Source organism: Streptomyces sp. NPDC090106, from assembly GCF_044747265.1.
Taxonomy (GTDB): Bacteria; Actinomycetota; Actinomycetes; order Streptomycetales; family Streptomycetaceae; genus Streptomyces.
Genome location: NZ_JBIVDS010000021.1, coordinates 87,474 through 109,386, shown reverse-complemented (window position 1 = coordinate 109,386; position 21,913 = coordinate 87,474). Strand labels below are relative to the sequence as shown.

The 21,913-nt window shown below is 71.3% G+C and carries 13 protein-coding genes and 1 pseudogene; 1 reads left to right on the top strand and 13 read right to left on the bottom strand.

The window, feature by feature from the left end; translation table 11 throughout:
- The 9 genes and pseudogenes from ACIPSE_RS43400 to ACIPSE_RS43360 form a co-directional block, all read right to left on the bottom strand.
- Nucleotides 1-297 (bottom strand): annotated as a pseudogene (locus ACIPSE_RS43400) (ISAzo13 family transposase); the annotation flags it as partial.
- An 85-nt stretch (nucleotides 298-382) separates the two neighbouring features.
- Entirely contained in the window at nucleotides 383-2,125 is a 1,743-nt protein-coding gene (locus ACIPSE_RS43395) for an ABC transporter ATP-binding protein (RefSeq protein WP_401674819.1), read from the bottom strand.
- Nucleotides 2,122-3,882 carry an ABC transporter transmembrane domain-containing protein gene (locus ACIPSE_RS43390; protein ID WP_401674817.1) on the bottom strand — a complete coding sequence of 587 codons (1,761 nt, stop codon included), beginning with the start codon at nucleotides 3,880-3,882 and terminating at the stop codon, nucleotides 2,122-2,124. The genes ACIPSE_RS43395 and ACIPSE_RS43390 overlap by 4 nt, the downstream gene beginning before the upstream one ends.
- Entirely contained in the window at nucleotides 3,879-5,075 is a 1,197-nt protein-coding gene (locus tag ACIPSE_RS43385; RefSeq protein ID WP_401674815.1) for an alpha/beta hydrolase-fold protein, read from the bottom strand. The genes ACIPSE_RS43390 and ACIPSE_RS43385 overlap by 4 nt, the downstream gene beginning before the upstream one ends.
- On the bottom strand, nucleotides 5,068-5,922 hold the full coding sequence (locus ACIPSE_RS43380) for an ABC transporter ATP-binding protein (protein ID WP_401674812.1): 855 nt from the start codon (nucleotides 5,920-5,922) through the stop codon (nucleotides 5,068-5,070). Before ACIPSE_RS43380 ends, ACIPSE_RS43385 begins: the two co-directional genes overlap by 8 nt.
- On the bottom strand, nucleotides 5,919-6,977 hold the full coding sequence (locus ACIPSE_RS43375) for a FecCD family ABC transporter permease (protein ID WP_401674810.1): 1,059 nt from the start codon (nucleotides 6,975-6,977) through the stop codon (nucleotides 5,919-5,921). Before ACIPSE_RS43375 ends, ACIPSE_RS43380 begins: the two co-directional genes overlap by 4 nt.
- Nucleotides 6,974-8,017 carry a FecCD family ABC transporter permease gene (locus ACIPSE_RS43370; RefSeq protein ID WP_401674807.1) on the bottom strand — a complete coding sequence of 348 codons (1,044 nt, stop codon included), beginning with the start codon at nucleotides 8,015-8,017 and terminating at the stop codon, nucleotides 6,974-6,976. The genes ACIPSE_RS43375 and ACIPSE_RS43370 overlap by 4 nt, the downstream gene beginning before the upstream one ends.
- Entirely contained in the window at nucleotides 8,014-9,021 is a 1,008-nt protein-coding gene (locus ACIPSE_RS43365; protein WP_401674805.1) for an ABC transporter substrate-binding protein, read from the bottom strand. Before ACIPSE_RS43365 ends, ACIPSE_RS43370 begins: the two co-directional genes overlap by 4 nt.
- Nucleotides 9,022-9,051: 30 nt before the next feature.
- Nucleotides 9,052-10,917, bottom strand: a complete 1,866-nt coding sequence (locus ACIPSE_RS43360) for an SIP domain-containing protein (RefSeq protein ID WP_401674804.1) — start codon at nucleotides 10,915-10,917, stop codon at nucleotides 9,052-9,054.
- Between the two features lie 277 nt (nucleotides 10,918-11,194).
- Between ACIPSE_RS43360 and ACIPSE_RS43355 the strand changes: the two genes are divergently transcribed.
- Complete coding sequence (locus ACIPSE_RS43355; protein WP_401674802.1) at nucleotides 11,195-12,658, top strand: helix-turn-helix domain-containing protein; 1,464 nt, start codon at nucleotides 11,195-11,197, stop codon at nucleotides 12,656-12,658.
- A 192-nt stretch (nucleotides 12,659-12,850) separates the two neighbouring features.
- Here ACIPSE_RS43355 and ACIPSE_RS43350 read toward each other — a convergent pair whose 3' ends face one another.
- The 4 genes from ACIPSE_RS43350 to ACIPSE_RS43335 all read right to left on the bottom strand — a co-directional run bounded on the left by ACIPSE_RS43350 (nucleotide 12,851) and on the right by ACIPSE_RS43335 (nucleotide 21,103).
- Nucleotides 12,851-13,576 (bottom strand): TetR/AcrR family transcriptional regulator, encoded by a 726-nt coding sequence (locus ACIPSE_RS43350; RefSeq protein WP_401674799.1) that lies wholly within the window; start codon nucleotides 13,574-13,576, stop codon nucleotides 12,851-12,853.
- Between the two features lie 32 nt (nucleotides 13,577-13,608).
- A complete protein-coding gene (locus tag ACIPSE_RS43345) occupies nucleotides 13,609-15,348 on the bottom strand; it encodes an ABC transporter ATP-binding protein (RefSeq protein ID WP_401674796.1) in 1,740 nt (579 codons plus the stop codon).
- Nucleotides 15,345-17,363 (bottom strand): ABC transporter ATP-binding protein, encoded by a 2,019-nt coding sequence (locus ACIPSE_RS43340; protein ID WP_401674794.1) that lies wholly within the window; start codon nucleotides 17,361-17,363, stop codon nucleotides 15,345-15,347. Before ACIPSE_RS43340 ends, ACIPSE_RS43345 begins: the two co-directional genes overlap by 4 nt.
- Before the next feature lie 497 nt (nucleotides 17,364-17,860).
- The gene (locus tag ACIPSE_RS43335; protein ID WP_401674791.1) at nucleotides 17,861-21,103 is read right to left on the bottom strand and encodes a family 78 glycoside hydrolase catalytic domain; all 3,243 of its coding nucleotides are present in this window, start codon (nucleotides 21,101-21,103) and stop codon (nucleotides 17,861-17,863) included.
- Between the last annotated feature and the right edge of the window lie 810 nt (nucleotides 21,104-21,913).

Below are 21,913 nucleotides of genomic sequence, written 5' to 3'. Positions count from 1 at the left end.
GGGATGTCGACCGGTGTCGGGTTCGGCGTGCACCGTCAAGCTGGTCTTGGTGGTGGTCGCGGCGATGCTCTCGACGATAGCTTCGTGGCTGGTCAAGGGCCTGCCGCACCAGTTCATGGTGATGTGGGACAAGAGCTGGTGCTCGATTCTGTGCCACTTCGATGTTCCGGGAGGCTGGTGGCAGACGGTGACCGCCAGGCCGGACTCGGCTGCGAACCGGGCTAGTTCGGACTTCCAGGTGCGGGTGCGGTACCCCTTGGAACCGCCCGCGTCGGCGATGATCAGCAGCCAGCCGGCCGTGCATCGGCTGCCCAACAGACGCTCCTCAGGCTTCAACAGGCCTCGGCGTGCTGCGGCGAATGCCGGCTCCGTGTTGCTGTTGTCATCGAGCCGCCTCCCAGGCCGCCCACAGTCCGGCGTACACACCTCCGGCATCGACCAGCTCTGCGTGGGTGCCGGTTTCGATGATCGCGCCGCGTTCCATCACCACGATCCGGTCGCAGGCCGCTGCTTGGGAGAGGCGGTGCGCGACAACAACTGCGGTGCGCCCGGCAAGGACGGCGTCAGCAGCGCGGTCGAGCTGTCCGGCATCGGTGGAGCCGGCCTCGGCGGTGGCTTCGTCAAGGATCACCAGATCAGCGTCGGTGAGCAGCAGGCGGGTCAGGGCGAGTCGCTGTGCCTGTGCGTCGGTGAGCGGGTGTCCGCCGACGCCCAGGAGGGTGTCCAACCGCTCGGGGAGAACATCGAGGAACGCTGCGGCGCCGGTCGCCTGAAGCGCTTCATGAAGGTCGCGGTCACTGGCCCCGGGCGCCGCAAGGGTGAGGTTGTCGCGCAGGGTGCACGCGAAGACGTGGATCTCCTGGGTGATCATCGCGGTACGGCGGGGGCGGGTCACCGTGCCGGCTTCAGGCAGGTGGGTGCCGGCGACCACGCCCGCGAGCGTGGTCTTGCCTGCCCCGGACGCGCCGACGACGGCCACACGCCGGCCGGAGGGGATGTCGAGGGTGATGCCGTTGAGGACCCGTGGCCCCGCGTCGTAGCGGAACGAGATCGCGTCGAGCTGTACGGCACTGCTCGTGGCCCGTGTTGAGGCATCCGGGGAGCTGAGCGGAATCGTGACGACGCCGATCATGCGGCTCAGCGACGCGAAGGCGGACTGGAGGGTGTCGATGACGAGCAGCAGTTGGTTGACCGGTCCGAGAACGCGCAGCACGAGCAGCATGGCGGTGGTGGCGCCGCCGAGGGTCGACGCGTCGTGTTCGATGAGGACGAAGCCGACGACGAGTACGGCGGCCAGGCTCAGGCACTCCCCCAGGTTCAACCGGGCGTTGAGCATGCTCAGCACGGTGCGTGCGCGCAGCGACTGCCTCGCGACGCGCCAGGAGTCCGTCATCACGGCCTGGTGTCGTTGCTGGGCGAGCCCGAAGCCGAGGACGGTGGCGTGGCCGCGCTGGGACTCGAGGATCTGCTGGGCTCGCGCGCTCATCGCGGTGCGCTCGGCGCGGTAGACGCCCAGTCCGATGCGCAGGTACCAGCGCACGGCCAGCGCGTAGAGCGGCAGTACGACGGCGAAGGCGGCTGCGTAGGGCCATTCCAGTGCCGCCAGCCCGCCCAGGGACACGACGATGGTGAAGGCGGTGACGGTGAGTACCGGGATCACGGTGGGGGCGGCGTCGGCGACGGCGGTGACGTCGTCGCTGGAGCGCGAGATCAGGTCTCCGGTGCCGGCGCTCTCGACGAGGTGCTGCGGAAGGGTCATGGCGCGGTGCACGAGTCGCTCGCGCAGCGCGGCCAGGACGCGGTGGTAGACGCGGGTGGCGAGCACGATCGTGAGCGCGGTGCCCGCAGCGCCGAGGACGGCCGAGAGCACCATGACGGCCGTGACCGTCAGGACCGTGGCGAGGTCCGCGGTGCCGGCCTGTACGCGGTCGACGAGGAGTCCGATCGCCACGGAGACGATCAGGTCGACGCCCGTGCTGACGACCCCCAGCACCCCGGTCGCGACCAGCCGGAGCCGGTGTCCGCGGCTGAGTCGCCACACCTCCCTGGCTGTCTCACGGCCGCCCGCGACGGGCAGTCCGGGGTCGCCAGCCGCGCTGTCGAGCGCGGCGCAGGTGCCGTTCACGCTCGCGCCCTCAGGGCCGCTGATACGTCGTCAGGCAGCTCGACGACGCGGTCGCAGGCCGCGAGCAGCGCCGGGGACGAGGCGATCAGCAGCGTCGAGCGGCCTGCCCGGACCCCGCGCAGCCGGCCGCCGATCGTGTGCTCGGTGACCGAGTCGACGGCGGTGGTCGGGTCGTGCAGCACGAGCACCGGCGCGTCGCTCGCCAGGGCGCGGGCGAGCGCGACTCGCTGGCGTTGGCCGCCCGAGAGCCGGTTGCCGTCCTCGCCGACCGGGACGTCCAGGTCGGCGGCGAAGTCGTCGCAGGCGGCGGCCCGCAGTGCGGCGTCCACCCGCAGGGGCGTGCCCGCGGTCACGGCGACGTTGTCGCGGAGGGTGCCGCTGAACAGCGTGGCGCGGTGCGGGGCGACGGTGACCCGGGAGCGGTACTGGAGCGGGGACAGTGTCTGCGCCGTGATCCCGTCCAGGCGCGCCTCGATCTCTTCTTCGGCTCGCGGGTCCAGCAGCGCCGCGACGACGCGGGCGGCGGTCCGGTCGTCGGCGCGCACGCCCACGAGTTCGCCGGGCTCGACCTGGATCCTCGTGCCGGGCCCGGAGCCGCTCGGCACGATCACGTCCAGTTCCGGCAGCGCGGAGACCTCCCGCGGGGGCGCGTCGTCGAATCCGGCCGGTGAGGTGGCGTTGTCCCGCAGCACGTCGACGACGCGCACGGACGAGGCGCGGGCGCCGGCGAGGTTGGGGATGGAGGTGCCGGCGATCGCCTGGATCTGCGGCAGCAGTGCCTGAGCCAGGCCGACGGCGGTGATCAGCTCGCCGATGCTGAGCTGTCCTGCCACGGCGAACCAGCCCGCCAGAGCCACCACGGCGGCGGCGAACGTGCCGCTCACCGCGCCGGAGCTGAGCAGGAACCTGCCCAGCAGGCCCGCGTTGCGTTCGGCTCCGACAAGGGTCTGTTGGCTCTCCTGCCGGTAGCGGCGGGTCGCCTCGGCCTCGGCGCGCATCCCTTTGATCACTCGGTAGCCGGCGACCAGGTCCGTGGCCTGTCCGACCGTGGAGGCCAGCAACTCCTGGTACGCGCGGGTGTCGCGGGAAAGCCGCGCGCTGAGCAAGCCCATCGACCAGACCGCGACCGGCGCCCCGCACAGCACCACGAGTCCGAGCAGCCAGTGCGTCGCCAGCAGCGAGACCGCGATGAATCCGATGGCCGTGATCCTCGAGACCGGGATGATCGTCAGGATCACCGCGTTGGACAGGCGCGCGACGTCGTTCGTCATCACGGAGACCACGTTGCCCCCCGGCGCACGGCCGGTGCCACCGACCGGGTGCAGGACGCCCGTCGACAGGGTGGCGCGGAGCCGGTGCTGCACCGTCTGGACCGCGTAGGCGGTCAGCCGCAGCGAGAACCGCGCGGCCGACGTGAGCACGGCGTAGAGGGCTCCCAGCACGCCGAGCCACAGGACCAGTTGTTCCTCGTCCCCGGTCGCGACGGCCCGGTCGATCGCGAGTCCCGTCACCACCGGGACCGCGGACTCCCCCACCTGCCACACGAGCGCCAGCAGCATCGCGGGAACGCTGATCCGCCTGACCGAGAAGATCACACGCAGCAGGAACCGGCCCGGGGTGGTTCCCGGCCCGCACGCGAACGGCGGGGCATCGAGCGGCTCGGCGGGAGCGAGCAGGAGCACGGGCAGCAGGCGGGTCAGTGGTCCCCGCCCCAGCCCCGCGGTGTCGGCGCCCGGGGAGCATACGGACTTCCTCACGCCTGGCTCCGATCCGGGCTGCTGAGCGGGAAGCACCAGAGCAGGGCGTCGGCGAGGATTCCCCGCCACCACGCGTAGTCGTGTCCGCCGGCGAACTCCCGGTAGAGGGTGTCGTAGCCCTTTGCGGTGAGGACGTGGTCCAGCCAGCGGCTGTGGGTATTGGAGCTCTCCAGCTCACCGACATCGTGGAAGATGCGGATCGGTGCCTTCGGCGCGGCCAGGTAGTCGGCGATCAGGGCCGGTACGGGGGTGCGGCGCAGCAGTTCGCCCGCCCCGCTGCCCCACCTGAGGTCGGGGTGGTACCCGCACGACGGGGACTGGAGTATGGCGTTGCCGAAGGTCGTCGGATGGTGGAGTGCCGTCCAGCCGGCGCACAGACCGCCGAAGCTCTCGCCGGCCAGCGCGACATCGCCGGGATCGTGTGAGAGCGGGTACCGGTGGTGGAGCCACGGCAGCAGTTCCTGGACCAGCATCCGGGAGAAGGCCGGGTTGCAGAGCAGCTCTTCGTCCCGCTGCGGTGCGGGCTGTTCCACGAGGACCACCGCGCAGGGTCGGATCAGTCCCGCCCGGACCAGGGCGTCGCGCACGCTCGGCGCGCTGTGGTCCGGAGTTCCGTCCAGGTGGATCACGAAGGGCAGTGCGCTGTCCTGCGAGAACTCTCCCGGCGGCATCGAGACCCAGATGCGGCGTTCGTCTCCCAGGAGGTCGCTCGCCAGCACGGCTGCTTCCGCTGCCGGGGCCGGCCGCGCTTCGGCCTGAGCGAGCCAGGGCAAGGGCACCGCGTCGGGCAGCACTGCCACCGAGGCCCCGGAGAACCGCTCCACCGAGCACTGCGAGAACCTCGGCGGCGGGTTGAAGGGGTCCGCGACCCGTTCGCCCTCACCCGTCGGCCCACGCCGCGTGAACACGTACGAGAAGCGCAGGTCGGAACGTATCCGCAGGGTGAGCACGCGGAACGGCGTCCCCGGTAGCGGAGTGAACTGCGTGTCGATCGGGTTGAAGCCGATCCTGGGTCCGATCACCACCGAAAGGGTGACCGTCGTGCCGTCTGCGGGCTCGTCGACGAACGTCACGTCCACCTCGTCCGCGGAGACCCGCTGGACCAGCGGTGCACCCACCTGCTTGAGGTGATGCCGGAACGTCTCCGGGCTCCACTGGCCGGTCGACAGCTTCTCGATGGACGGATCAGCCATTTCTCGCGCTCTCCACGTCGGTGTTGTCGGTGGACCCTCGTCGGATTCGTTCGCGGCCGAGCGGCACCACCTGGGGGCTGCCGGCCACGGGGTCGGGCACCACCGGGCAGCGCAGGCCGAACACCTCCTCGACCAGTTCGGCCGTGACGACCTGCTCCGGAGTGCCCTCGGCGACCACGGCGCCGTCCTTCATGGCGACCAAGTGGGTGCCGTGGCGGGCGGCGTGGTTCAGGTCGTGCAGGACGGCGACCAGGGTGTGGCCCGAGTGGTACAGGCCGGTGAACAGCTCCATCAGCTCGATCTCGTGGGTGATGTCGAGGAAGGTGGTCGGTTCGTCGAGGAGCATGATGCCCGTGTGCTGCGCGAGCGCCATGGCCACCCACACGCGCTGGCGCTGACCGCCCGACAGTTCGTCCACCGGGCGGCCGGCCAGGTCGGCGACCGAGGTCCGGTGCATCGCCCTGGGCACGGCCCGCTCGTCGTCCTCGGTCCACTGCCGGACGAATCCCTGGTGGGGGTGGCGTCCCCGGGCCACGAGGTCGGCGACGGTCGTCCCGTCAGGGGCGATCGCGGTCTGCGGCAGCAGCCCAACCCGCCGCGCCACCTCTTTGGTCCGGTAGGAGTTGATGTCGGCACCGTCGAGGACGACCTGCCCGGTCGACGGCTTGCGCAGGCGTGACAGTCTGCGCAGCAGGGTGGACTTGCCGCACGCGTTGGGGCCGACGATGACCGTGAACGACTCGTCGGGAATCGCCACCGAGAGGTCCTCGGAGATGATCCACCGGTCGTAGCCGATCGTCGCCGACTCCACCCGCAGTCGCGCGGTGCAGGGCGGGGGCACGGTCACAGACGTCTCCTGGCTTCGGTGAACAGCAGGTATCCGAGGTATCCGCCGCCGAGCACGACGGTGATGATGCCGACCGGCAGCGGGGTGGGGGCAACGTGCTGGGCGAGGTAGTCCGACGCCAGACACAGCAGCGCGCCGACGAAGGCGGCGGGGGCCATAGTGATCCCGGCGGTGCGGGCGAGTCTGCGTCCGATCTGCGGGGCGACCAGGGAGAGGAACGCGATCGGCCCCGACGCGGCCGTGACCGTCGCCGTCAGCGCCACTCCCACCAGGATCAGGGCGAGGCGTACGGGCGCGACCCGTACCCCTTGTGAGGCGGCCACGTCGTCGCCCAGCTCCATCTGCCGCATCGGCCGGCTGAGCATCGCGGTCAGCAGCAGGAGTCCGGCGATGCAGGCGCCGCCGACGGCGACCTGGTCCCAGGACACTCCGTTGAGCGAGCCGGCACCCCAGGCGGCCGCGGACATCGCCTCGTCCAGGTCCGCCTTGAGGATCAGCCAGGTGTTGAGCGACCCGAGCATCGCCGAGACGCCGATGCCGACGATGATCAGCCGGAAGCCCTGCACGCCCCGTCGGTGGGCGAGCAGGTACACGGCCACGGCAGTGGCCATCCCGCCCAGCAACGCCCCGCCGACCAGCTGCACATAGGTGCCGTTGACGACGAGGATCACGATCAGTGCGCCGGTGTAGGAGCCCTGGGAGAACCCGACGATGCCGGGGTCGGCGAGCGGGTTGCGCAGCAGGGACTGGAAGACCGCCCCGCTCACGCCCAGGGCGGCGCCGAACACCAGCGCCGCGGTCACCCGGGGCAGCCGCCACTCGACCACGATGTCGTGGACGATGCCGGTCTCCCGGCCGGTCAAGGCGGCAAGCACCTGTCCGGGGCTCAGCGCGTACGAGCCGGTCATCAGCGCGAGGACCGCCGTACCGGCGAGTGCGGCGGCGAGCGCCGCGCAGACGACGACCGAACGCCACTGGAGCCGTACCGCGATCCGCCGGTGCCGCAGCACCAGTACCCGCCGCCCGAAGTCCACCGGCGCGATGTGCGTGTTCACAGTCCGCTCGCTCTCTTCCGCCGCACCAGCGCGACGAGAACGGGGGCGCCGACGAAGGCGGTGACGACACCCACGGGGATCTCGCCGGGTCTCATCACGACGCGGCCGAGGATGTCGGAGACGATCAGCAGGCTCGGTGCGAGGAGGACGCTGTAGGCGAAGATCCAGCGTTGGTGCGGGCCGGCGATCCAGCGGGCCACGTGCGGCACCATGAGTCCGACGAATCCGATGGGTCCGGCGATCGCGGTGGCGCCACCGGCGAGGAGCGTGAGTGCGATCACCGCGAGCACGCGGGTGCGTCCCAGCCGAACTCCTTGGGCGACCGCCACCTCGTCCCCCAGTGCCAAGGCGTTGAGCGGGCCCGTCACCGCGAGAGCCAGGACGAGTGCCACCGCGAAGAACGGCAGGACGGGCCACACGACCTCGAGCGGGCGACCCGCGATCGACCCGGCGTTCCAGTTCCGCATCGCGTCGAAGGCCGCCGGGTCACTCAGCTGGAGTGCCTCTCTGGCGCCGCCGAGCACGGCGCCGACGCAGACCCCGGCGAGCACCATGACCACGGGTGTGGAGCCCTGGCGCGTCGAGCCGAGGGCGAGCACCAGGAGCGTGGTGAGCAGTGCTCCCCCGAACGCGAACCACATGTAGCCCTGAATGTCGTGGACCCCGAGCACGCCCACGGCGAGCGTCACCGCGAAGGACGCGCCGGCGTGGACTCCGAGGACGCCCGGATCGGCCAGGGGGTTGCGGGTGAGTGCCTGGATCAACGCGCCCGACAGTCCCAGGGCGAGGCCGACGGTCAGGCCCACCAGCGTGCGGGGCAGCCGGAAGTCGCGGATCGCGAACTGGTCGGTGCCGGCGGAGGGGTGGAACAGCGCGTCCCACACCACCGACGGTGCGATCGCCGTCGAACCGATCATGACGCTCAGCACCAGCAGGACCGCCAGTACCACCAGGGCGACGACCAGGCCGAGCAGATGGTGCGGCGGTCCGGGCGCCTTCTCGGCACCCGGACCGTCCTGTCGCGCGGCGAGGAGGGTCACTGCTTGGCCGGCAGGGTCGCCAGCGCGCTGTCGAGCGAGTCCAGGTACTGGATGACAGGGCCGTAGGAGTTGTTGCCGGGGCAGAAGACGCCCAGCGCTCGGCCGGAGGTCACGGCGGGCAGGGACTTCCAGGTGTTGGTCCCGATCACCGGCTCGAAGGGCTTTGTCGGCCGGCCGTCGGCACCTATGGGGTAGGTGATCACGTCGTACTCGGACAGCTCACCGATCTGCTCGAACGGCAGGGACTCGTAGGCCAGGGGGTCCTTGCCCTCGGCCGCCTCGGGCAGGTCCAGGCCGATGTCGTCCCGGGCGATCTCGGAGCAGCCGATGTCCGCGATGTAGAACGTTCCGGGATCGCTCCAGTCCCCGCGCGAGACGTCGACGAACGAGGTGCCCTCGATGGTCTTGCCGTAGGTCTTCTGGATCTTGGTGACCTTCGCCTTGAACTCCGCCTTCTGCCGGCCGAGCGCGTCGGTGACGTTCCCGGCCTCCGCGATGGCGTCGGCGAAGTCCTTCCACTCGGTGTCGAGCCCCCAGTACACGGTCGGGGCGACGGTCTCGAGCTGCTTGCCGACCTTGTCCCAGTCACTGGAGTGGAACTGGACCAGGATGAGGTCCGGCTTGAGGGCGGCGAGCTTCTCCAGGTCCACCTCGCCACCGTTGCTGCCGACGACCTCGGCGGCCTCGTACGCGGACCGCTGTTCCTTCGGCAGCACGTCGAGTTCGGATTCGGACGCCTCGGTGACGCCCACCGGCTTGCCGCCCAGATCGATGAAGGGGAGGTTCGTGTTGCCGATCGTGACGACGCGCCGGGGGTCGACGGGAATCTCGACGGTGCCGTTCTCGGCCTTGACGCTGCGGGTCCCGGCGGCCTTGTCGCTGCCGGAATCGGCGGCCTTGTCACCGCTGTCGCCGCTGTCGCCGCAGGCGGTGAGGACGAGCGATGCGCTCAACAGTGCGGCAGCGACGGCCGCGCCGCGTCTGATCAGGGAGATGTTGCTCATGGGCGTTCTCTTCTTCTCGGGTGGTGGGGTTCAGTCGGTGGTGGCGCGGAGGAGCTCGTGCACGGTGACGCCCAGGCCGACGGTGTGCGCCGCCGTGCGGGTGAGGCCGGCCCGGGCGATGACGGCGTCCAGCTCCGCCGCGGTGCGAAGGCCGGAGCCGTGGCAGACCAGTCCGATCAGGTCTGCCTCGCCGTCGTGCTCGTCGAGTTCGTCGGTGTCGAAGACCTCCTCGATCAGCAGCAGCCGTCCGTCAGGGAGGAGGTTCTGGGCTGCACGGCGCAGTGCGTGAGCGGCATCGGCGTCGGGCAGGGTCTTGAAGGCCCGGCTGACGAGTACGGCGTCGGCTGCTGGGCTGGGCTCGAAGACGGACTGCTCCAGCACGCTGACCCGCGCGCGTTGCCGTTCGTCCGGAATCGTGGCGGGCAGGTCGCGGCGCAGCCAGTCGGCCTGGGCGGGCAGGGCGCAGATCGTCACGCGCAGGCGTGCGTCGGCTGCGACGTACTCGCGGGCGTGGGCGCCGGCACCACCGGAGTGGATCACCAGGTGCTGGACTCCGGTGAGCAGGCCGGACGTGGCGATCGGTTCGGCGAGTGCGGGCTGGAACCTGGCCAGGCGCTCCAGGTGCCGGTCCTCGTAGTCCTGCTCGGTCCGTACGTCGGCGTAGGTCTGGCCGGTGACGGTGGCGTAGGCGGGCCGTCCGGTACGGATCGACTCCGTGAGGCCGTGGATCCCGAGCATCTCGCGACCGACCACCCCGCCGGGGTGGAGCCGGTCGGCGATGAACTCGAGCGTGAGGACGTCACCGACCGGGGTCAGGGCGTAGTGGTACGGCTCCGTCTCGCTCACCACGTCCAGGGTGTGCAGGTATCGCAGCAGTTTGCCCAACGCGCGCTCGTCGGCGCCGACTTCGGCGGCCAGCTCGCTGACGCTGGTCGCCCTGCGGGAGAGCAGATCGGGGACGCCCAGCTCGACGGCGGTGCGGATCGCGATCGGCGCGACGAGCTCGGTCAGGTCATGGAGCTTCTGGAAGGGGGTGACCGTCCGCTCCGGGTCGGGTACCGCCCCGTCGGAGTCCAGGGCGACGACGTCGGAATGACGCCAGTAGCCGGCGAAGTCGATGTCCTCCTTGGGCACGCCACGGTCCTCGACCAGGTGGCGGCGGATGTCCCGGACGGCCTTGTGCTCGCCTGCCAGCCACACGAATGCCTGGCCGGACCACCACCGCGCGCCGCGTACGGCCTCGGTGAGCGGCGACACGGTCCCAGCCGCCGCGCCGGAGCGGACCAGCCACGTCACGTCGACCCCGGGCAGCTCGCGCAGTTGCTGGCGATGAGCGTCCTCGGAGATCTCGATGAACACCTGCGCCCGCGCGTCGGACGGGAGTTCGTCGAGGAGGCGGCCGATCGCGGGCAGTGCGGTGTCGTCGCCCGCCACCAGCCACCAGTCGGCGCCGGACGGCAACGCCTTGGACGTGCTCGGGCCGCTGAGGTGGATCCTGTTGCCCGGCCGGGTTCGATGAGCCCACGTCGTTCCCGCGCCCACCCCGTGTCTGACGAAGTCCACGTCCAGCTCGCCGGCCTCGGGATCCCACCGGCGGACCGTGTAGGCCCTCGACAGCGGTCGGGGATCCTTGGGCACGATCAACCTGGCCTCGCCCTGGACCGGGAGCACCGCATCGCGCCGGCCCGGGTAGGGGAAGTAGAGCGCGAGGTCGTCGTCGAAGCCCGGGGACTCGAAGGCCGGCCGTACGATGCCGTCCGCAGTGGTGAACGCACGCAACTGTGCGCCGCCCAGCGTGACTCGTCGCATTCCCGGGGTGATGTCGAGGGTCCGGACGACCTGGACCTCACGCAGGGTCGGCGGGCGCACGGTGAGTCGGCGCGAGGTTCTGGGCATGCGGCAGCTGACCTTTCCGGTCGTTGTGAAGTCTGGAGTCGCGCACCGGCGTCGGGTCGGCACGCACTGATAAAGTTAGGCAAACCTTACCTACAATGGTGTGCGCAGACTGCCACATGGTTAGGACATCGTGGAACCCTCTCCGCCGCTCACCGCAGGTGCCGGCAGCCCGCCGCCGATTCCGGCCGCGCGGTTGGGTGCGGCGGAGACCCCGGCTCGACCGCTGCTGCTCTGGGTTCGCACCGGCGTAGCTCATCTCCCCCTCGACCGCGGGTCGGTGCTCCACCTCACAACCGGCGAGGGCGCCTGGATTCCAGCGGACGACCGGCCGGAACGGGCGATCGTCACGGACCCGGGCACGGTTGCCTTCCCCCTGTGGCCCCACGCCGGCGCCGATGCTTGGGGGCTGTCGGAACTGACGCGATTCGACGTTCCCAGTGGCTGGCAGGACTGGCTGATCCAGCTCTTCAACCTCCAGGTCACCCCTTACCGGGGCCGCGGGTACTCCCCCGCGGCCATCGAGGAGTTGCTACGGCGTCCTGGCGCGCGCTCGGCGACGCCCCCCGAAGCCGGACGGAGTCCGAGCCCGGAAGAAGTCACCTCACCGGCGATGCCGCGAGCCCTCGGCGCCAGAGCGGTCGCCGAGGAACTGATTCGCGACCCCGCGCTCGAGCTCACGGTCGAGCAATGGGCTTCGCGAGTGCTCTCCAGCGCACGCACCCTGCGCCGCGACTTCCTTGCCGACACCGGGCTCACGTTCGAACAGTGGCGGCTGCTCTGCCGGCTCGGCGCCGCCGTGGAGTTCCTCGCTGCCGGTTACGACGTGGACCAGGTCACCGCACGAGTGGGTTTCGCCAGCCGCAACGGCCTCACACGGGCCTTCAAAGGACGGTTCGGGCTCACTCCCCGCGAGTTCGGACGGGAGGTCTCCGCCCGCCCTGGCCCTGGCCCTGCAGGACTGACGTACCGGGCGGCAGCGGCACGGCAGACCGACGACCTGGTCCGGATGATGCGCAAGACGGACACTCCCGCGGCACCTGAGATGCTGCCCGCGGCCAGCACGCCGTCGCACACCAACGACGTCCACGTCCTCAGCTGGATGTACCGGGGCAGCGGGTATCTGGACATCGGTGACCAACGCTACGAGCGGGAGCGAGGAGTGGCGACCTGGATTCCCGCGGACAAGGAGCACGTCACCGGACTCCGCGAGAACTCCGTCTCCCTGCCCCTGGGCAACGCCAGCACCGGCGACCTCCAACTGCCGGTGCCGCTACAGGTGCGGTTCTCCCCTGCCTGGGACGACTACTTGATGTTCTGCTCGATCAGCGCCCGGTCCGGACTGCGTCCCGACCACCACGACCCCCGCCACATCCTCGACCTGTTCACGGAACAGGTTGCCGCGCAGCGAGCACTGTCGGTCCCGATGCCCACGCATCCGCGCGCGCGTGCCGTCGCCATGGAGTGCCTGCGCCGCATCGGCGAGCCCGGCGGAACGCACCCTGTCGATGTCGGTGCCGAGATCCACCAGGCCTTCCGCGACGAAACCGGTATGACACTGGGGCGCTGGCGCTATGCCGCCCGCATGCGCATCGCGCGCGACCTGCTCGCAGGGGGCGCGCAGCCCAGCGCCGTCGCGCGCCGGATCGGATACGCCCACCTCCCCACCTTCAGCGCCGCCTTCTCCCGCTTCCACGGCCTCTCTCCGCGCGACTACCAGCGGCGCGAGTCCGAGCAGAAGTAGTCGGCACCGTCCGTGTCGCGTGCGGCGGTTGTGCCGCTTCGATCGGAGCCCGCTGAGCGAGAGCCCGGCGTCTGCGCCCGCCTCCTGAACCGGCGGCCGCAGACCCCGTCCGTGTCGGTCCGGTCCAAGTCGGTCCGGTCCATGTCGACCCGGCGTTCACCGGACCAGGGCCCTCGGCCCGGTGAACGCCGCTCAGCCGTCGGCGGAACCCGACGCTCGCGAGCCGGCGAGGTCGGCCTCCAGGCCCGCGAGCAGTGTCTCCACCGTGTAGCGGAACAGCGTCTCTCGGCTGGTGTCGGGGTCCTCCGACCACTGCTGCAACCAGGGCTGCATCGTGGCCCAGCCGATGCCCGCGTGGGGTGGCGGCGCCATCGCCATGAGTACGGCGGCCGCGTCGCCGAGTCCGAGGAGCCTGCGGTCGTCGTCCAGCGCCACCAGCAGCACCGCGGTGTTGAGCAGCACCGCGTAGGCGCGCGGCGCCCGCTCGCCGAAGCCCGCCGCGGTCAGCAACCCGATGCCGCGGTCCATGACCGGCAGCGCGGCGGGCACGGTCGCCCCGTCCCGGGCCAGCCGCCGGGCCACCCCGGGGTAGCGGCCGATGATGCCGCGGCTCGGGTACAGCAGCGCCCGGAACCAGTCCTGCCAGCCCAGGTCGGCCGGCGGGTTCGGCATCATGGCCACCACCCGCTCCACGACCGCGTGCACCACCGCCTCGCGGTCACCGACGTGGTGGGCGATGGTGTTGGGCCAGGTGTCCAGCTCCTGCGCCAACTGCCGGACCGTCCAGCCGTCGAGGCCGTGCTCGCGGGTCAGTTCCAGCGCCGCGTAGACCACCTGAGCGGGTGTGAGCTTGGGTTTGGTGCCCCGGCGCGGCCGGGCCTCCTTGCCGGTACCCGGCCTACCGGGGTGCGTTGCCATGCCCGCCACCGTCTCACACCCTCCCCCACGGCTCAGCCGACGGGATCAAGGTGCCAGCCCTGGGCGCGGCGGCGCTCCCGCCAGAACGCGGCGTAGCGGCCGTCCGCGGCCAGCAGTTCCGGATGGGTGCCGTGCTCGGCGATCCGGCCCTCGTCCAGCACCAGGATCTGGTCGGCGCGGGTCACCGTGGTCAGCCGGTGGGCGACGACCAGGACGGTGCGGTCGGCGGTGAGCGCGGCCAGCGCAGCGGTGATCGCCGCCTCGTTCTCCGGATCGACCGCGGCCGTGGCCTCGTCGAGCAGCACGATCGGCGCCTCCTTGAGCAGCGCGCGGGCCACCGAGACCCGCTGTCGTTCGCCGCCGGACAGTGCTGTGCCGCCCTCACCGACCTGGGTGTCCCAGCCGTCGGGCAGCCGGTCCACGATCTCGTCCACCCGGGCCAGCCGGGCGGCCTCGGCCAGTTCGGCGTCGGTGGCGTCCGGGCGGGCCAGCCGGATGTTGTCCGCGATGGTCCCCTCGAAGAGGTAGACGTCCTGGAAGACCGGGGTGATCAGCCCGGCGCGCTGCTCGGTGGTCAGCTCGCGCAGATCGGTCCCGCCGATGCGAATGGCGCCGTTGCCCCGCTCCACGTCCAGGAACCGGGCCAGCAGCCACAGCAACGTCGTCTTACCGGCTCCGGAGGGGCCCACGACGGCTGTGGTGGTGCCCGCCTCGGCACTGAAGGAGACCTCCCGCAACACCGTACGGTCCGGGGTGTGGCCGAAGGTGACCCGGTCGACGTCGATCCGGTGCCCGGTCAGCGCCACCGGGGTGGCGGGCTCCGGCAACGGCGGGGTGGCCAGCACCTCGTTGATCCGGCCCAGACTGTTGCGGGCGACCCGCAACTGGGCCCCGTACTCGGCAGACTCTGCCAGCGGTTCGGCGAACCGGGCCAGCAGCGTGAGCAGGGCGATCACCTGCGGGGTGCGGTCCGGATCGTGCAGCGCCAGCGCGGCCCCGACCACTATCAGCGCAGTGAACACCAGCTGAACGGTCAGCGCGTTGCCGCCGAGCGCCGGGAGCGTACGGCGCAACTGCCGCCGCTGCACGGTGTGCTGGACCGCCAGCGCCTCGGCGAGCTGGGTGTAGCCGTCGCCGGTGCGGCCGGCCGCGCGGAGCACCGGCTGGAGCCGGGCGTACTCCACCACACGGTCGGCGGCCTCGGCGGAGGTGTGGTGCAGTTCCTCGTCGACACCGGCGGCGCGGGCCGCGGCCCACCGGAACACCGTGAACACGAGCGGCACCGCGACCAGCGCGCACAGTCCGAGCCGCCAGTCGATGACCAGCATCCCGGCCACCACGGTGAGCGGGGTGACGGCGGCGGAGACCAGCGGCTGGAACAGGTGGGCGGGCAGCCCCATGATGTCGACGACGCCCTTGCTGGTCAGCTGGCCGATGCTGCCGATCCGGTCGCCGCGGAACCAGCCGATCGGCAGCTCGGCGAGATGGTCGCCGAGCCGGTGGTGCAGGGTGCGGGAGATCAGGTGGCCGAGCCGGAAGCCCAGTTGCTGGCTCGCGTACGAGACCAGCCAGCCTGCCACCACGACCAAGGCGAGGAGCCCGAACCAGCGGCCGGCCCCGCCGATGTCCCCGGCCAGCAGGTCCCGCAGGACCGGTACCAGCAGGACGTAGGCGATGCCCTGGAGCACGCTGTACGCGGCCAGCGAGACGACGTAGCGCCGGTAGGCGGTGCGGTGCTCGGGGCCGAGCAGGGTTCCCAGTTGACGGATCATGACGTTGCCTCCTCGGCGTCGATCCCGGTCTCGGTGCCGGTCCCGGTCCCGGACTCGGTCTCGGGGGCGGTCATGGACGTCGTGCTGCCGGTGGCGGTGGTGGCATCAACGCTCCCGGAGCCGGGGGCGACCTCCGCGTCCCCGGTGTCCGCGCCCTCGGACTGTGCGGCCCACAGCTGGGCGTAGCGGCCCTGCCGGGCCAGGAGTTCGGGGTGCCGGCCGCGTTCCACGATCCGGTTGCCGTCCAGGACCAGGATCTGGTCGGCCCCGGTGACGGTGGACAGCCGGTGGGCGATGACCAGCACGGTGCGGCCGGCTGCCAGCCGGGACAGCGCGTCCTGGATCGCGGCCTCCGACTCCGGGTCGGCCCACGAGGTCGCCTCGTCCAGGACCAGCACCGGAGTGTCGGCCAGCAGCGCGCGGGCGATGGTGACGCGTTGCGCCTCACCGCCGGAGAAGTGCGCGTCCTCGCCGACCACCCCGTCGTAGCCGCCCGGCCGGGCGCTGATGACGTCGTGGATGTGGGCGGCCCGCGCCGCCTCGATCACCTCCTCCCGGGTGGCTCCGGGACGGGCGAGGGCGATGTTGTCGTGCACGCTCGCGCGCAGCAGTCCGACGTCCTGGAGGACGAACCCGACGTGCCGGTAGAGCGCGTCGGCGGGGATCTCCCGCAGGTCGGTGCCGCCGAGCAGGACCGCGCCCGCGTCCGGGTCGGCGAACCGTGGCAGCAGCCCGGCCAGGGTTGACTTGCCCGACCCCGAGGGGCCGACCAGCGCGGTCACCGTGCCCGGTTCCAGCACCGCGTCCACCCCGTCGAGGACCGGAGTGCGCCCGTCGTAGCTGAACGACACACCGCGCAGCTCCACCCGGTGCCCGGCGGGCTCCCGCGGTGCGGCCGCCTCGCTGATCACCGGGGTGTCCAGCAGGCCGGTGATGTTCTTCGCGGCGCCGCGGGCCAGCTGCATCGCGGTGGCCGAGTGCTCCAGGTTGAGCAGGGGCCCGGCGAGCCCGATGCCCAGTACCAGGAAGGGCACCAGGTCCACCGGGGCGGTCCACCCCTGGTCGACGAAGACGATCCCGGCGCCGAGCAGGACCAGCAGCATCGTCGGCCCGGAGACCGCCGCCATGGCGATGGCGAACGGCCGCAGCATGGGCCGGGTCCAGGCGTGGAAGGCGTCCGCGAAGGCGTCGGTCTCCCGCAGGAACCGGGCGTGTGCCCGCCGCGCCTGCCCGAACGCCTTCACCACGGCGATGCCGCGCACGAACTCCACCGCGGCGGCGTTGATCCGGCCGAGCGCCGTCACATAGGTGCCCATCTGCTCGCCGTAGCCGCTGGTGATGCGGGCGTAGGCGGCGGCGAAGAAGACCACCGGCACCAGTGTGATCAGAGTGAGCCGCCAGTCCTGCGAGAACAGGTAGACGAGCACCGCGACCGGGGTGACGGCGGCGCCGACGAAGTCGTTGGCCGCGTGTGCGACCAGGGTGTGCAGCGCGGAAACCTCGTCCTGCACAGCGGTCTTGACCTGGCCGCTGGCCCGGTCGCCGAACCAGCCGAGGGGCACCCTGCCCAGGCGGCGGGCGAGCCGGGTCCGGATGTCGTGGCTGAGATCCGCGTCGGCGTAGTGGCTGATCGAGCCGGCGGCGCCGATCAGGACGAACCGGGCCAGGAAGGCGACCGCCGCGACCGTCACGATCGTCCACACCCGGTCCCGGTCGACCTCGGCGTGCAGCAGGGTCCGCGCCAGCTCACCGATGCAGATGTACGGCACCACCGCGGCCAGCGCGCCAAGTCCCTGGCAGACCGCGCCGACGACGATCCGGCCCCGCACCGGAGCGATCAGCGTGCTCAGCGCGGCCCCTCCGGCAGCGCCGGTCCCAGAGGTCCCCGAAGCGCCGCCGGAACCACCGGGTCCACCGGGCCCACCGGGATCGGGCGGGCCGGGTGGCACGGCCTCGCCTGGCACGTCGGCCGCCGACTCTTCGGCGGCTGGGGCCGGCTGGGCGGATGTGGTCATGGCAGCTCTCCTCAACAGGTTTCTCGGTTATTCGGCATGCCGGACAGCGGGAGGGTCGCCTACGCGACCCTCCTCGATTGAGGTAAGGCTAACCTAATTGGACACTGTCCAATAGACGGGATGCCGAAGGCGAGGCGCGATGGAGAACGCGGAGGCGCCAGAGGCCGCCGAAGGCGAACGAGAGCGGAGAAGAGCAAAGGAAGGCGCGAGGAACAGAGCCGACGACCTGGATCCGGCGACCCAGCCCGCCCGGCCGCACCGGCCGTCAGGGGCGCCGCCACAACCGCAAGACGCCTCACGGTGAGGCCAGGAACTCCTCCCCGGCCAGCCGACCGAATCCGGCGAAACCCCAGCGGTGCCCATCGCCGGCCTCGGAACGGAAGGCAACGGGACGGGGTGGCTGTCACCTGCCGGGAGCGGCGCGACGCGCTGTCGCGCCGCTCCCCCAGGATCGGCCACCCGACGGCAGGATCCCGGCCCCTGCCCCTCGTCCCGTCCTACTTGAGGGAGATCGTGGTCGTGCCGGAGCCGATCGGGCCGACGCGCAGAACCGTTCCGGTGAGGTCGGTGAACGCCGTCGCCTGGACCTTCCGCTCGGCCGTGGCACCGGACCACGGCACATCACAGATGCCCCGCAGCGAGGGGAACGCGGTGGCGCTGGGTGTCACCTTGTACGCCGACGGGCGGGCGTCGCCGATCTCGACCTCGATCACCGCCTGGGTGTTCGGCGGCAGGGTCACCTGGACGGAGTGCGTGCCCTCCGCGCGCCTCACGGACACCTTCACCGGGCCGCGCAGCGACGGCACCGTCCCCTCCACGCGGGTCAGCGCGCCGGTGCGCGGCCGGATACGGAACCCGGCCGCGCCCGCTTCGGTGACCTGGACGCCCAGCACATGGCGGGCGACCGCGTTGGCGGGGGCGGAGGCCCACGCGTGCGAGAAGGTCATGTTCGACTTCAGAGCGGGGTCCCAGGCTTCCGTGACGATCGTGGCCTTGAGGTCGTCGATCATGTGCAGCCAGGAGTTGGTGGCCTTCGACGTCATCAGGGCGAGTGCGGCGTCGGCACGGCCGAGCCGGAAGAGGGCGTCGAGGAGGAACTGGGCGCCGTACACGCTGACCTTCATGCCACCGGCCGCGAGGGTTTCCCCGAGCCTGGTGAGCACGGTGTCGTCGAGCGGGTCGGCGACGCCGAGCGCGACCGGGAAGGTGGTGGCGTGCTGGGCGCTGTGGTCGGTGCCGGCGCCGTCGAGGAAACGGCCGGCGGCGCTGTCGAGGAGGGTGGTGCGCATGGCGGCGGCCAGAGTGTCGGCCTGGCCGCGCAGGGTGTCCGCCTCGCTCTGCTTGCCAAGGACTTCGGCGCACTTGGCGAGGGCGTCGAAGGCGGCGTACTGGAAGGCGTTGACCACGGTGTTGACGGAGGTGAAGACATAACCGTCACGGCTGGCGGTGGGCCAGTCGACGAGGTCGCCTAGATCCTGACTGCTCTTGCCGGGGTCCTTGGAGACGAGGCCGTCCGCGCGCAGGTAGGTGGTGAGGTTCTTCGTCGCGAGCAGGTCGTAGTCCTTGGCGAGCTGCCGGTCGTCACCGGTGGCGAGGTAGTCCTCCCAGGCGGAGATCGCGCACATCAGCCGGTACTCGGTGGGCCAGGTGCCGCGGCGGACGAGGTAGTCGTCGGACCAACGGGCGAGGGCGTAGGAGCGCTGGACGGCGTACTCGGAGAGCTGGTTGATCAGCGCGTCGCCCTCGTAGGGGCCGCGTTCACGGGTCGGGGTGTCCTGGTAGAGGTCGGCGCGGGTGGCCTCGATGGAGTAGCGGCACAGCTCCCAGACCCGGTCGAGGTCGGAGTCGGAGCTGCTGAAGGAGGAGTGCGTCTCGTCCCAGTCCGCCTTCCAGGCGCGGCCCTTGAGCGTCGCACCGGTCAGATCGACGGTGGTGCGCAGTTCGGCCCAGCGGAAACCCCGGTAGCCCCAGTGCTCGAAGCGCTGCGCGCCGTCGCGCAGGGTCCACACCTCCCGGTAGGTGTTGCCGGTGCGCAGGGCGTAGCGGACGGTGCCGTCGTCGTTCAGTTCTTCACCCAGTCGGACCTCGATGGTGTCGCCGGCGATGCCGGTGACCTCCAGGGCGAGTCCGCCGACGACCTCCCGGCCGAGATCCACGAGCCAGCGGCCGTCCGCTACCTCGGTGACCGCAACGGGGGTGACGTCGTGCAGCCGTACGGCTTCGACGGGGGCCGGGACCAGGTCGGTGATGGTCTCGCGGGCGGCGGGGGTGTACCAGTCGCTGTCGTCGAAGCCGGGCGCGGTCCAGCCGACGGGTTCCTTGCGCAGGTCCCAGTACTCCTGAGGGACGGTGAAGTAGCTGGTGCCCGCGCTGCCCCGGGCGGTCAGCAGTCCGGCCTGGCGGCGGGCCTTCCAGGTGTCTCCGGAACCGACGGTCTCCCGGCTGCCGTCGGCGTAGGTGATCTCCAGCTGGGCCAGGAACTTCCGGTCCGAGGTGGTGTGGCAGAGCGCGGCCAGCGCGTTGGCGCCGCCGGTGCGCAGCGTGGGGGTGATGTCGAAGGACTGGTACGCCGTGCCGGTGCCGGAGCGGACGGACGCGTAGCCGATGACATCGCCGTTGCTCCACACCTTGGCCACGTACTGGCGGGTGGGTGTCGCGGAGGCCGCGGCGACATGGAGGACCGCGGCGGCGACCTCCTTGCCCTTCTTCAGGCGGTACTCGTGGCGCAACAGCGCCCAGGTGTCGTCGGTGCCGTAGGAGGACAGGGAGGTCGCGCCGGTGGGGAAGGTGAGTGTGCCGTCCGCGACGGTCCCCGCGGCGAAGGTGCCCTCGTCGGCGGTGAAGTCGTCCTGGAGGAGCACGGTGCCGTCGGCAGTGGTGAAACGGACGCTGTCGTAGACCTGGGACTCGGTGAGGCCGTTGCGCAGGCCAATGTTGCCGGTCGTGTAGCGGGTGTGGGTGGTGGTGTCGACGACGGTGCCGCCGACGGCGGTGGTGAAGGTGGAGCCGGTCATGGTGATGGAGAGGTCCAGCCAGGTGCCGGTGGTGACCGGGAAGGGCAGGGTGACCTCGCCGAGCACGGTGTACGTGCCGTTGACGCACACATGTTTGCGAAGCACTCCGGCGGTGGTGCCGGCCCGCAGCTGCCACATGTAGTTGTTGGAGGTGTCGGTGGCTCGGAACCAGAACCCTGCGGCCACCGTGGTGATCTTGAGGCGGGCGGTGAAGGTGCCGTCGGCCATGGTGGGTCCGGCCGGGGCCCAGATGGGTGCGGCCGTCCACTGGTCCTCCACCGAGGTGGCCATCAGGACCGGGTCCGACCAGGCAGACCAGCCCTGCGCCAGGGTTCTGACGCGCCACCAGTAGGCGGTGCGGGGCTCAAGGGCCGGGCCGCCGTAGGGCAGGGCGGTCGACTGGGCCGACGCGACCGTACGGCTGTCCCAGACCAGATGCCTCTTGCTGAAGTCGTTCGGGGTGGTGGCAAGTTGCACCTGGTAGGCGCGCTGGACCGTCGCGGAGCCGGCGTCGGGTACCTGCCAGCTGAAGCGGGGGCCCTGCGCGGCGGCAGTGCCCAGCCCTTGCGGCAAAAGGTCGGTCAGCAGACCGGAGGGTGCGCCGCTCGCACCCGAAGAGTGCCCGGTGGGGGCCGCCGCCGCTGCCGGCGTCCCAGTGAGGACGACGGACGCGGCGACGGCCCCGCTCGCCTGGAGGATTCTGCGGCGTGACAGGGGTCTGGACATGACTTCTCCAGGTGAAAGGTTTCAATCAGATTGCCCGGAGGCTAAGTTCCTGCCCGAAAGAACGTCAACGGGTAGGACAAAACTGTGGGGAACCTGATTGAAACGATTTACCTCCAGCCGGACCGACGCCTGACCGCCGTCGCCGGGCACCCCTCGCCATCGCTCCGGAACTCGGCCCCGCGGCGCCGCCGAAGGGGTACGAAGTGCAGCCCTCGGCAGGCAGGTCGACCGCCGCGGCAGCGGGCTGACGGCCACGGACCCGATGCCGGTCCATCAGCTGCGTTGCCGACGCGGCCGATGGACCGGCATCAAGGCGCTCTCTCGTCCGGCACCTGCTTGCGGATCAGGTGGTCGGTAGGCCCACAGGACCCACAGGAGCGCGCCCGCCGACACTTGACGTCACTTCCCCACACCAGAGGCGCTGCTCGAAACCATCGCAACGCCCGGCCTCGGCGCGCTCGTCTCACATGCGGAGGAGGCGCTTTCGGACGAGGACGCGTGGGCAGCGCTGCGGGACTTCCTTTTCGCAGCCACCGGCATGCTGCTGACCGACCTCTCGCTGTCGCCCGTATTCGCCGCACCGGTGAACGCCCTCGCGCACACGACGGAGTCCAAGCAACGGCTCGTCACGCTGTTCGGTCTGCTTCTCGACCGGGCTCATGCGGCCGGTGTGGCTGACCCCCGCGTGACACAGGCCGACATGGCGCCACACAGTGCGGAGTGGTGTACGCGGCGACGGGTCGGGCCTGCGGCATCCGGTGAGGACCGTGTGGCCACCGCCCATCGCTACCTCGGCGTCCTCCTTGAACG

Bases quoted from the DNA above. Each gene is read 5' to 3' on its own strand.
- ACIPSE_RS43385 (WP_401674815.1), bottom strand. From the start codon at position 5,075: ATGGCTGATCCGTCCATCGAGAAGCTGTCGACCGGCCAGTGGAGCCCG.
- ACIPSE_RS43365 (WP_401674805.1), bottom strand. From the start codon at position 9,021: ATGAGCAACATCTCCCTGATCAGACGCGGCGCGGCCGTCGCTGCCGCA.
- ACIPSE_RS43360 (WP_401674804.1), bottom strand. From the start codon at position 10,917: ATGCCCAGAACCTCGCGCCGACTCACCGTGCGCCCGCCGACCCTGCGT.
- ACIPSE_RS43350 (WP_401674799.1), bottom strand. From the start codon at position 13,576: ATGGCAACGCACCCCGGTAGGCCGGGTACCGGCAAGGAGGCCCGGCCG.
- ACIPSE_RS43345 (WP_401674796.1), bottom strand. From the start codon at position 15,348: ATGATCCGTCAACTGGGAACCCTGCTCGGCCCCGAGCACCGCACCGCC.
- ACIPSE_RS43340 (WP_401674794.1), bottom strand. From the start codon at position 17,363: ATGACCACATCCGCCCAGCCGGCCCCAGCCGCCGAAGAGTCGGCGGCC.
- ACIPSE_RS43335 (WP_401674791.1), bottom strand. From the start codon at position 21,103: ATGTCCAGACCCCTGTCACGCCGCAGAATCCTCCAGGCGAGCGGGGCC.